Genomic DNA, 12,941 nt, shown 5'->3' on the forward strand with positions numbered 1-12,941 from the left:
TCTTGCTTTTATATTCAAATGATCAATGCGAATATGCCTGATACTTACATTATTGCTGTTTATAAATTCAAATTCTCGAATTACGAAACTTAATTGTTGCCCAGATTTCAACACAAAGGGGCGCTAGCCCTGGTATCTAAAAATCCACGTAAGACTCCACATTCCTGTAAATCAACCTATTTCTCATCTTCTTTCCTTTTCAAAACTGGCAATTTCTTCGGTGGTTTGGATTGGCCCAGGCCAACACTTCCCTTCAAGCCGGAAATTGTGGTAGTCCACCAATAGTTGAATATAAATTTCTCTGTATTCCTCGGTTCGTATATGGATCCCCGAACTGTATTTCTCGGGAATTTTCGCGGATTGTTACTCCTTACCGCAAAAACATTCAATACAAAAGTGAGTATTTTTTTCCTCCCCAATCCTTTTTCCAACGTCCGCTCATCCAACAAATCCATTTTGAGGTCATTGTAAAGGAAAACCATGCTTCCCTTTGCTTCTTTGTTGTCTGCCGTAAAATACCAATTGCCACCCTTTACACGACCTTCCCTGATCCGGGCAAAAGCATTTGGAATTAGAATGGAATTGATCGATTGCAGGTCAAACTCACCAATCTGTGCATTGATCGTCATCGGATAGGGAGCTGTGAATGACATCTCTCCCTGTAGGTTGATATCTGCTTCGCCATTGAGCTTGGCCATGGCCAGTAGCTTTGCTTGTTCTACTTGATAATCCTCCGGATCTTTTCCCAAATGGAAAGGGAAAATTGTCGCATAAAGCTCAGCGAAATGGATTTTCCCGGGAACCAATCCTTTTTTTGGAAACTCTACGTATTTGATCATGCCATTTTTGACCTCCAAAGTGTCCAAACGAACCACAACCCCAACCTGCTTCATGAGTTCCTGAGGCATGTATTTGTATACGTTCTCCGGTGCTGGAAACCGTTTGTCCCTATAGATGACGGCATCAAGATCAGCAATTTCCAAAATTGAGGCATGCAGTTCTTGGCTATCGATCAGCATCTCCAAATCTGGCTGATGGACCAATACCTCCGGGACAAAAATCTCTACAATATCAATCTCTTTGCCAACTTCCCTTGCATAAGCATACCTACCCATCCTTGGCTTCATAGATACATTTTGAAGAGAAATCAATTCATTCTTGACTGTTGCCAATCCAATATTGATCACACTTAAGCTGTCTTTGGTGTAAATCTTATAATTGGGGATACTCACTTGGAAACCTTTTTTGAGAAAATCGGACTTATCGAATCCTGAAATATCCTTCAAGTCTAGTTTTATTTCATCCATCGCGATATTCAGCTTGTTGAAATGTCTAGGTTCTTTTGAGCTATCCTTATTGAAAAAAGCCAAATTGCCTTCCACAATCTCAAATTCATCAATCCGAATCGTCTCCAATACAGATTCTATTTCTTCCTTAACCACCTCTTCTTTGTCCCCAACTGATACATCATCCAAAAAAATCTCTATATCCGGCCTGAACAACCTCAGTTCACTGAACCATAGATCTTTTTTCATTTGGATATCCGCCAATGCAGAAGTTTTGATCAAGGCAGTCGGAATATGTCCCGAAAAGACTGGAGAACCGGGTTTTCCGTACAGGGATTGTGGAATTACCCTTAGATTATTCAGCAAAATACCTTCATACCGTGTATCCAGCTCAACTTTTGAAAAAGTAACCCGATGGACACTGTCCGAAAGGGTCAGCCAGAACTCATCCACTTCCAATGCCAAGCCTCCAAAAAACCCGGAAATATCGCCTTTGGCCAAAATCGTCGAATCCAACAAAAAATCGAATACAGTAAGGTTGATCCCTGTATTTACCAATTCACTCTTGACTCCTTCTTCCTGAAATGAAAGGCTGAAATTCGCATTTTCAGCTGACACGGTGTCTATATTGATCGTACTGATGGTTTTTGGCAAAACCCTTTCCCTGGTTTTCTGTCCATCGGAACCTTCAATCCCCTCCATATCTTTGTTTACGAGTATATTGACTGAAGAGCCTGAGAATTTTACTTTATTCAGACTCAGGATGTTGTCAAAGAGGAAAGCTTCCAGATCAACTCCCGTGAAAGCCAATGTGGGAATTACTGCAGAGATCTGGGTTTTGAAATCAGCTGATTTGCTTGGTGTCAAGCGTACATTTGAAGTGACAATCTCTTCCCTTGAAGTATTGAAATTGATCCTATCAGCGATGATATTATACTTTCCATCCGCAATACTGAAAACATAATTGTTCAATTTCAAATCAACTTCCTCAGAGTAAAGAAGCCTGAAATCCTCTGGCTTTGTGTTTTGGTCGATGTGGAAATTTTTGACCGCAATGCTTACATTCTCTTCGGAAAAAGTTCGCAGACGATCCCTTACATAATTTTCATAGTTTAGACTCCCCTTGATTAATATCAGAGAATCGACAGAAACTTCGGTGAAATAATTGCCCAAAAGATCAATCAATTCTTCCTTCTCGATTTTCTCTTCACCGTCATCGTCTTTGGTCCTGTAGCTATAGATATTGATCTTTGGAGAAGGGACTCGAATTTGGTGGATTTTCAATTTCTCATTGAAAAATGCTTCGGATATATCCACTCCTGTCGCAGAAAAAGAAGGAACAGAAATATCCAATACCGTTCTTTTGTCATACCTGTCCAAGGAAGCTTGGATTTGGTTTGGAGAAAATGGCCGAATAGAAAACCCATCAATCTGGACCATAGAGGCCTTGGTATCCAAAAACAACCTGTCAGCCTTGAATACATGTAAGTTATCTGCCAGCTTCAAGGCATAATCGGTCAGTTCAATCTGCAACTCCTCAGCCAAGAAGAACCCTTTGTTGTTTCCATTATCTGTGGACTCATCGAGCGCAAATTTTTCCAACACAAAACTTACATTTCCAAATGACAGGCTATCCTGCCTGACCCTTATATTGTTATCCACAACCAAAGATCCTTGGTTCACTTCCAGTCTTTGTATGTAAATCGCCTTCAAAAAATCCTCCGTCAAATCCTGCAAGTCAAATGGCTTGCTTTCCCCATCAAAATTGCCTTGCACATCTCTCAACAATATCTCAGGCCTATCGATATACACTTCCTGGATATCGATGATCCCCTGGTTGTATATTTTCCTCAAATTTGCATCACTCAAATTCAATTCAGGTACCTTGATTTCAAATAGCGTGGTATTCTTTAGACTATCTTTGCTCTCTATTGGGATAATTGTGGCATTCAAAATTCCGATCGCATCAGAAAATGAAGATAAAGTCACCAAATCACTTTTAATTACATGGATCTTGTCACCCAATGCCACTTCCACTTTTTTGAGCTCCAAAGAGGCGTCTTGGGCATAAAAAAACTGGTCTCTCTTCTTCGATTCATCGGGACCTATATAGACTTCGTGCATCGCAAAATCGATTTGGTCTGCCTTAATCCTGTAATTGTTCAAGTCTTTTACATCCCTCTGGACAAATTCCCCTTCTTCAATATTCAAGTCGCGGATTGAAATGGAATTCAAAATCCCTTTTACCAGCTCATATAAGTCAAAAACCCCTTTCTCCGATTTGGATTCGCTTACCGTTGAAAACAAGCTGAACTTTGGCCTCAACAATTTCAGTTCTCCGACCTCTACTTCTGAGGTATAGAAAACCTTGTTGATATCAGCATCCGTCAATCTCAAGTCTTCTAGGCTTATCTGAAAGTAATTGGTTGAAAACCGGTCCAAATCCGGAATGATTTCAACCTTTTTGGCCTCTATAAATTGCTCAAGAGAAGACACGTGTACTTCTTCGGCTTGGATGGAGTGCACACTATCCGCAAGTAAAATCTCAAAATTCTCCAAATCCAAAGCAAAACCTTCCGCATTGAATGGTGTCTCAGGGCTTCGTGATTGCAATAGCTGAATATCCTTGACATGGATATTGGCATTGTCCATCTTGATGGCCCGCTGGGAAATAAAGTTTTTGAAAAGCAAATCCGCATCATTGATCTTCAGATTCTTGACCCTGATCTCTTTCAAGCCTACATCGCCAAATGATTTCTTGATCTCATCTTCCAATAATTTCAATGCCGAAGTTTCACCTTCTTCATACATTTCCTCCAACTCGTCTTCCAGCCTAAATTCTATAAAAGGATTATTGAGGTCAATTGCACCCACCTGTAGTTCTTTTTTTCCAAATAGATAATTGAACCGTGTCAGGGAAATTTTCGGTATGGATATCTTGTAATAAGGAATATCCTCCAATTCAGTAAATACTTCGTCCACCGGATTGAGCGTAAACCCTTCAAAAATTATCCCTCTCTGAAAAAGTGAAATATAGAACCTATCAAAATCAATTTCATATTTTTCTTCCGAGGCAATACTTACCTTATTTTTTAGATAATTTCTCAGAAAAAAATCGGAAGAAAAGTAAATGACGACCTGTAAAACCAATAAAATTGCCAAAACAATACCCAAGGGTTTGAGAAATTTCAAACCCTTCTTTTTAGATTTTTCATTTTGGCTTTTTGAATCTGACATCATCTTTCCACTAAAGTAAAAGTAATACAAATCGGATGCAAAAGAAGAAATTTTAAAGATAATCGCCCCACATTGTAAAGATGTTCAGGCTATGATTTACTTTCTTATATCAGTTAACGCATAAATTATTCAAAAAGGATATGGCTGCTATGAAAAAATAACGAGGTATAGAAAATAAAAAAAGCTATGAAATACAATTTCATAGCTTAGTCAATTAACAATAAACCCAAAATAACCTGATGATTGATGAGGATTCGAACCTCTTTTCTTCACTAGAACTGTGACCGACTCACTTCAAACATTGTAAAAAGAAGCACTTTTTGTCTCTGATTACATTACAAATGTACGAACCAAATTTTATTCTTGAAAATATAATAACAAATCAAGCGAAAATTTACATTATATTTAATTTTTGACCAGTATTTTTAACTGAATAATAATTACAACGATTGCGAAAATTCATTTTTTGAAAACTTGATAACTGCATCTTAGTTTCCATAAGAAAAAACCAGCTAAAACCTTTTAGTTTTTGTGTTTTAAAAAAGAAAAAAGCCATTCTGTTTATAAAAATGTGCCCTATTTTTTATTCTCAACATACAATTCATTTGATTTTACCAAATAAACCAAAAATCTCCGTCAACCATAAGATTGTTTGGACATGAACAGAAGAATAGTTTGGGATCAGTTTTCGTAAACTACATATTGCTCCCATTTCTCCAATACAGTCAAGAAATCCTCAGGCAATGGTGCTTCAAAATACATCCTTTCCTTTGTAATAGGATGCACAAAACCCAGAGACTTGGCATGCAAAGCCTGTCTTGGTATTATCTTGAAACAGTTTTGGATAAATGATTTATATTTTGAAAACTGTGTCCCTTTTCTGATCTTGTCACCCCCATACATGGCGTCGTTGAACAATGGATGGCCAATATGTTTCATATGTGTCCGGATCTGATGTGTCCTTCCCGTCTCCAGATTGCACTGGATCAAGGATACATAACGCAACCTTTTCATCACTTTGTAGTGGGTCACAGCATGCTTGCCTTCACTTCCATCTGGGAAAGAAGCCATTACTTTTCTATCCTTGGCACTTCTGCCAACATTGGCATTGATCGTCCCTTCATCTTCCTGTGGCTCTCCCCACACCAAGGCCAAATATGTCCTGTCTATGGTATGGTGGAAAAACTGGCTTGCAAGATCTGTCATGGCGGTTTCGGATTTTGCTATAACGAGCAAACCGGAAGTATCCTTATCTATCCTGTGGACCAGGCCTGGCCTTCCACTGTTCCCTGGCAATTCAGGCAACTGGTTGAAATAATGGACAAGCCCATTTACCAAAGTCCCAGTCCAATTCCCATGTGCAGGATGTACGACCATTCCTGCGGGCTTATTGATGATCAAAAGATATTCATCTTCAAATACGATATCCAATGGTATCTCTTCCGGCACTACCTCTGAGTTCATCACAGGTTTTTCCAGATATACCTTGATTTCATCCAAAGGCTTGATCTTGTAGTTTGATTTTACTGCATTTCCATTAACAAGGATATGTCCGTTGTCTATTGCGGTCTGAATCTTGTTTCTGGTAGCATTTGCTATTTTATCGGTCAAAAACTTATCAATCCTGATCAAGGATTGTTTTTTATCAATACTGAAACTGTAATGTTCAAAAAGCTCAACTTCCTCTTCATCGAAGTTTTCTAATTCAAATTCCTCTGCCATGACACAAAAGTAAGGCTACTTTGACAAAGTTTCTGATATTTGTCCATAATAAATAAATGAAAGATGCTGATACCCCAATCGATCACCACGGAAAAGATCTCATATCCACTCTGGGAAAACAAAGGAATAGAAGTTTCAATCAAACGGCTGGATCAAATACACGAGCTTGCATCTGGCAATAAATTCTTCAAACTGAAATACAACCTGGAAAAGGCAATCAGAGATGGGCATGATACTATCTTGACTTTTGGGGGTGCATATTCGAATCATATCTATGCAAGTGCCGCTGCCGCAAAAAGCGCAAACCTCCACAGTATCGGGATCATCCGTGGAGAAGAAACCCTGCCATTGAACCCAACACTTGCTGCCGCCTCAGGGCATGGGATGAGTATCCATTATATCAGCAGGGAAGAGTACAGAAAGAAGACCGAAGTTGATTTCTTACTCTCATTGAAAGAAAAATTCGGAAACTTTTACCTCATTCCAGAAGGGGGAACCAACGAAGAGGCCATCAAAGGCACAAAGGAAATCCTAGATGAAAACGATGGGGATTTTACCCATATTACTACTTCAATCGGCACAGGTGGCACATTTCTGGGACTCGCAAGCAAAATCAACGACAGCCAAACCTTATTGGGTTTCTCTTCCTTGAAGGGGGATTTTATCCATCATGACATCAACTCACAGTTGGAGAAATACAAAATCTCACCAAAGGGAAATACTCAGATTCTCGATGAATATCATTTTGGAGGCTATGGAAAAGTAAATTCAGATTTGATTGATTTTGTGAAGTGGTTTTATTTGGAATTCGACATCGCTCTTGAGCCAATTTATACAGGAAAGATGGTATATGGATTATTTGATATGATCAAACAGGATCAACTGCCTACTGGATCAAAAATCTTGATACTTCACACGGGTGGGCTTCAAGGAATGGCAGGTTTCAACCATAGATATGGAACTTCCCTGCCGTTGTAGACTACTATCCTTTGATTTTATAATAATCTTCCGACTCTTGCGGAACTATCTGCAGTACATTTGCCAAGACCAGACGGACAAGTGTTTTTGAAGCCAAAAACTTTGGCAGCTTGGCCAAAAAAGCAAATTCCTTCAGCGTGATTCTTTCCTTCACAGCCAATGCCTGCATCAAAATGGTCTCTTTCTGGCCATAAGTAAAGACTATATCCCGAGGGGTTTTTCCCCTCCTCAATATTTCCCATACTTCCCTACTTGCCTGTACGGTTCTATCCCCCACCCTTACAAATGACTTCTTTCTGTCATTTTCCTTAAGATAGTGGGGCCTGCCATCTGATTTTGGGATTTGGAATACTGCCACTCCCTTCTTTGGGTTGAGCTTAAAAACGTCAATTTCATACATCAAGCTAGGGAATATCAAATCCTGAATGGCTCTTTCCATCACAAAAACCTCCTCTTCTATAAACCGCTGACCACTGACCGTACCATCATCGTCCACACCGACCAGCAAGACCCCTCCCTCTGTATTTGCCAAAGCAATCAACTCTCGGACAATTTTCTCAGGATGGGCAGCCTTCTTTTTGAACTCAATCTTTAAACCCTCCCCTTGCCTCGCAAATCTATGGATATCATGCAATGTCATTTTTGATTCTATTATTACTTAGGGAAAGATCGATCAATACTTTCTCCACAACATCAATTTAAGAGATAAGGTTAACAAATTTACCCTTATTGGCAAAATCAGCCAAACAAGACCGATAACCAGACCAAGCCTATTAACGTCGGAACAAGCGTTTTGATTCATCTCATCCCTTATCCTTTCCTTTAAGTTCTCGATAAGTTTACTTAATTTTGCGGCTATGGCAAAAAATGAACAAACTGCGGAAAACGCACAGTTGAAAGATATAATTGCACACGCCAAAGAATATGGTTTTGTGTATCCTTCGTCGGAAATTTATGACGGTCTGCAAGCAGTCTATGACTATGGTGCTTATGGGGTTGAACTGAAAAACAACCTTAAGAGGCTATGGTGGGAAACAATGACCCGACTCAACGATAATATCGTAGGCATAGATGCGTCGATTTTTATGCATCCGACTACTTGGAAAGCTTCCGGCCACGTGGACAGTTTCAACGATCCGATGATCGATAATAAAGATTCCAAAAAAAGATACAGAGCTGATGTCCTTATCGAAGATAAAGCGGCTACTTACGAAAATTCCGGAGACAAAGCGAAAGCCCAAGAACTTCTCAATGCTATGGGAAGGCTTTTGGAAGCCGAAGACCTTGCTGGTGTAAGGGATTTGATCATCAATGAAGACATCAAATGCCCAATTTCCGGAACGACTAACTGGACAGATGTACGCCAGTTCAATTTGATGTTTTCTACACAAGTGGGTTCTGTAGCGGAAGATTCTTCTACCATTTATTTGAGACCGGAGACAGCACAGGGTATTTTCGTCAATTTCCTGAATGTACAAAAAACAGCCAGAATGAAAGTCCCATTTGGAATTGCCCAGATAGGCAAGGCTTTCAGAAATGAAATCGTTGCAAGGCAGTTTATTTTCAGGATGAGGGAATTCGAACAAATGGAAATGCAGTTTTTTGTAAGGCCTGGTTCAGAATTGGAATGGTATAAGCAGTGGGCAGACACCAGAATGCGTTGGCATTTGGCTTTGGGGATTCCTGCCGAAAAACTCAGAAGACATGACCATGAGAAATTGGCACATTATGCCAATGCTGCGATGGATTTGGAATACCAGTTCCCGTTTGGGTTCAAGGAAGTAGAGGGGATTCACTCTAGGACAGATTTTGACCTGAAGAGCCACCAAGAGTACTCCAAGAAAAAACAACAATACTTTGATCCGGAGATCAACCAAAACTACATCCCGTATGTAATCGAAACATCGATTGGTGCAGACCGTCTGTTTTTGATGACTTTATGCAATGCATTTGTAGACGAAGAGGTGGACGGAAAGCAAAGGACTTATCTGAAGTTTCATCCGGCCATTGCCCCAGTCAAAGCAGCGATACTTCCATTGACCAAAAAAGACGGATTGCCTGAAAAAGGAAAAGAAATCTTTGATGCGCTGAAGTATGATTTCAATATCATCTATGAAGACTCTGGATCTATAGGCAAGCGTTATACCCGTCAAGATCTGATCGGAACGCCATACTGTATTGCCGTAGACCACCAGACTTTGGAAGACAACACCGTCACCATCAGACATAGAGACACCACTGAGCAGGAAAGGGTGACTATTTCCGAACTCCAGGGAAGATTGGCTGAAGCTTGTAGCTTTAGAAGAATTTTCGAGAAGGTAGGTTGATTGGAAGATTATAAGATTGGAAAATTAAAAAATCAAGGAGCAGGCTTTTGGGCTTGCTCCTTTTTTTTAGGTTGAAAAATCAGAAAACTAAACTACTATAGTATATCCGGCACTTTGTGTTTGTGAGAAACTTTGTGCTTTGTGGTTATAATTTTTACCACAAAAAGCACAAAGTAAAAACACCAAGCTCGCAAAGAAAAAAAACACTAAAGTCTTCGCCTAAAGGCGAGGGATTTCCCCCCAGATTGGTACGATTTATCGGGACTGGGAAAATTTGGGGGATATTTTATATTGATTTAGATATTAAAATTTGAGAAGCGGAAAGTCAATGATTTACACCAAATGGTGGACTGATAACTTATCGACTGATAACTAATGCCTATTTTTCTCTTAACTTATACCTTCAAATTAACAAACTGGTATAATTGAAAATAATCACCCCATCAATTCACCAAAATTTGTTATCCCCTTTTGTTCTGCGAGCTTTAGGAGTTTCATCAAAAGCTGGGCGGTAAGAAAAGCATCTCCTGCTGCAGTATGCCGATCATCCAATGGAATCCCGTACCGCTCACAAAGGCTATCTAAAGAGTATTCTTCTCTCTTACCCATTCTTCGATCGTAATGCGGCCCTTTCTCCAAGCGAATGGCTAAGTCCTTGGTATCTATGACTGGATTCAAAAGTTCATTCAATCCAAAAGATTTGAAAATCTTATCCATCATGGCCAAATCAAATCCGATATGGTGTCCTACAATGATGTCAGTACCTACGTACTTCAAAAAATCGGCGGCAAAATCTTTCAATGGAGAAATCTCTATTGGATACAGTATCTCATGTACTTGGATTGAGCTTGCATTTTGGACTGGGGCATCCAAGTATGTTTCGAAAGTTTCCTGGATCAGCATGCTATACCCTTTGAGTTTGATAGCTCCAAAAGACACTATGTAATCTTTTTTGAAATCAAATCCGGTCGTCTCTGTATCCAAAACAACAAACCTGAGTTGGGAAATAGGCCTGAGTTTGGGGATCTTTTTATCAAACAAGGCCTCATATTCCTTAACAAAATCAGATTTGGAAATTTTTTTCCTCGAAAATAGATCAAACCATCCCATATCAACTTGCAAAATAATCCAATTGAAACCTCACTCGCATGATTTTCTGTAGCTCATCTATAGGAGCAAAAGTATTTTTGAGCAATTGCCGCTGCAGTTTACCCAGTACTTCGGGTTGAATATATCGTCCTCCACTTTCTGACCTCATCCCCTCAATCGCCCGCATTCTCATCAGAATTTCATAAGCTTTCCCAGCCTCCAGCAGCAATTCCTGATGGTGTGGCTCCAACTCCGCCAATTTCTCAAATCTTTTGAAGGTATTATTGATCCCAACCACCCTATGGCTCAAAACCAAAATCCTGGCTATATCAGTCAAAGGCATCATAGCCCTTAATTTGATATCGAACTTATCCCTATGCTCTCCCGTCTTTTCCACTATAAAATTTCGAAAAAAGCCCAATGGAGCTGGATTGAGCAGCGCATTTTTCGCCAAGAAATTTAGGAAAATAGTCTTCCCTGAGATCTCTTGGTAAATATGGTCTGTCATTTCATCAGACAAAGCCTTATGCCCAAAAACAGGCCTGAAATCGAAAAAAATCGTCGCATGAAGCAAGGCTTTCTGGTTTGGACTGATGATCCAATCAGAGAAATATTCCTTCCATTTGGAAAGTGGCTGACACCACTGGGGATTATTGGCCATCATATCGGCAGGACAGGGCTGAAATCCACAGATCAGCAAGGTTTCAATGACATCTTCCGCTATGGTCAGCATGTACTTTTGTACTTCCTCCTGCTGTACCTGGGGAACATCCTCATACACGATGGCATTGTCTAGGTCTGTTCGCAAAAGTTGCTCTTCACGTCCTTCACTGCCTAAGGATAGGAAGCAAAACTTCACTTTCGATGCCTCTGGAAAATCTACATCATGCTTATTCTTGGCTATCCTGATGGCACGTTGGATGATGATATCATTGATTTCAGAAATGATGTTAGCCACAAAATCCATGGCTACTTCATTCTCCAGATAATATTTCAAAAGCAATTCCGCTCGATTTCTGACTTTTGCCATCTCATTGACATCCCAGGTATTCATCAATGCATTGATCAACACAGCCGGACTATTCCCTTGGGACAACAAAATATCATGATCCGAAAGAATCCCTGTCACTGGACTCTGGGAAGTTCCATCTTCGGTAAAAATAAGATGGTGCAGCCTGTTTTTGATCATAGTCAAATAGAGATCCGAAAAACCTGCATCTTTGGTCTTTGTAATAACTGGCTTGGTCATGATCTCTTCGACGGGAGTTTCATATGACAAACCCCGGGCAACTACTTTATTCCTAATATCTTTGTCGGTGATAATGCCCAGTGGAAATTTGTTTTCATCGACAATAATTACTGACCCAACACCTTTTTCAGACATTGATTTTGCCGCTTCACCTATGTTTTTCCCTATCAAGCAACATAGCACATCCGACGAAAAATTCAAGTCCGACTGACCGGTGAAGATCATCAAACCATTGTCTTTGGACAATTCTTTGAACTCACTCCTAGCCTTTTGTGATTGGGACAGGTCTGATCTGACGACCACTTGGCCAGATGCAAATCCTGCGGCAAAATATAAACTTACCCTGCTATTCTCCTCCAGTATCTTTTCAAATACGCCAACAGGAATGGCATATACCAAACTGTCCTCTATGGCTTGGGCGCTGAGGATGTAAGGACGCTTACCCAACAATGCCAATACCCCAAACACATCACCTTCATCACAAACCTCCACTACATTTTCCTTTTCATCCTTTTGCTCTGCCAGTTGGACAATTCCTTCCTTCAATACAAAAAAGAAGTTTTGGGCGGGATCTCCTTGACTGAAAAGGTATTCCCCTTTGGAGAAATACTTCACTTCCACTTCCTTTGATACCAAGCCTAAAGTACCATCATTCAAAAATGTAAATGGAGGATATCTTTTCAGGAATTCTTTTACCCTATTGACAATGACATTGGACATATCTTATTCATTTAAAAGGTGCATTTTCTAAGATTTAAGCTTGAAATATTATAGAAATAAGAAGGAAACATGCCTTCGGCGATATAATTTGATATTTCCCCTCAAATATGATGGTAAAAGAAATCTTGGATTTCTAATTGGTAGAAGTGAATAAAATATTTCGCTGAACTTGTTTAATCTATACCAGAGTCCTATTACTACATTACTTCAGCAAAGCTATATTTCCAACTATCTCACGCAAGTAATATTTCAGCGAAGCCATATTTCCATCTATTTCACGAAAGTAATCCTTCTCCAAAGGTTTATTTCAACATTATTTCAGCAAATTGATAT

At 39.7% G+C, this 12,941-nt stretch carries 7 protein-coding genes; 2 read left to right on the top strand and 5 right to left on the bottom strand.

The genetic code is table 11. From position 1 onward, the window contains the following. Positions 1-176: 176 nt before the first annotated feature. Positions 177-4,478 (bottom strand): AsmA family protein, encoded by a 4,302-nt coding sequence (locus tag ACFSKL_RS13685; protein WP_376886819.1) that lies wholly within the window; start codon positions 4,476-4,478, stop codon positions 177-179. A 726-nt stretch (positions 4,479-5,204) separates the two neighbouring features. Next, on the bottom strand, positions 5,205-6,245 hold the full coding sequence (locus tag ACFSKL_RS13690; protein ID WP_376886820.1) for an RluA family pseudouridine synthase: 1,041 nt from the start codon (positions 6,243-6,245) through the stop codon (positions 5,205-5,207). A 63-nt stretch (positions 6,246-6,308) separates the two neighbouring features. On the opposite strand from ACFSKL_RS13690, the gene ACFSKL_RS13695 reads away from it, so the two are divergent. Then, positions 6,309-7,223, top strand: coding sequence for a 1-aminocyclopropane-1-carboxylate deaminase/D-cysteine desulfhydrase (locus tag ACFSKL_RS13695; RefSeq protein ID WP_376886822.1), 915 nt, complete (start codon positions 6,309-6,311; stop codon positions 7,221-7,223). A 4-nt stretch (positions 7,224-7,227) separates the two neighbouring features. Here ACFSKL_RS13695 and ACFSKL_RS13700 read toward each other — a convergent pair whose 3' ends face one another. Next, a complete protein-coding gene (locus ACFSKL_RS13700) occupies positions 7,228-7,863 on the bottom strand; it encodes an AlbA family DNA-binding domain-containing protein (protein ID WP_376886824.1) in 636 nt (211 codons plus the stop codon). 217 nt (positions 7,864-8,080) lie between these two features. Between ACFSKL_RS13700 and ACFSKL_RS13705 the strand changes: the two genes are divergently transcribed. Further along, entirely contained in the window at positions 8,081-9,550 is a 1,470-nt protein-coding gene (locus ACFSKL_RS13705) for a glycine--tRNA ligase (protein WP_376886826.1), read from the top strand. 435 nt (positions 9,551-9,985) lie between these two features. Here the strand turns inward: ACFSKL_RS13705 and ACFSKL_RS13710 are convergent, their stop codons facing one another. Beyond that, positions 9,986-10,672: a 3'-5' exonuclease gene (locus ACFSKL_RS13710; RefSeq protein ID WP_376886828.1), complete on the bottom strand. Its 687-nt coding sequence runs from the start codon at positions 10,670-10,672 to the stop codon at positions 9,986-9,988. Then, positions 10,662-12,608, bottom strand: a complete 1,947-nt coding sequence (locus ACFSKL_RS13715; RefSeq protein ID WP_376886830.1) for a DUF294 nucleotidyltransferase-like domain-containing protein — start codon at positions 12,606-12,608, stop codon at positions 10,662-10,664. The genes ACFSKL_RS13710 and ACFSKL_RS13715 overlap by 11 nt, the downstream gene beginning before the upstream one ends. Positions 12,609-12,941: the final 333 nt, after the last annotated feature.

This window comes from Belliella marina (assembly GCF_042682445.1).
Classification (GTDB): Bacteria; Bacteroidota; Bacteroidia; order Cytophagales; family Cyclobacteriaceae; genus Belliella; species Belliella marina.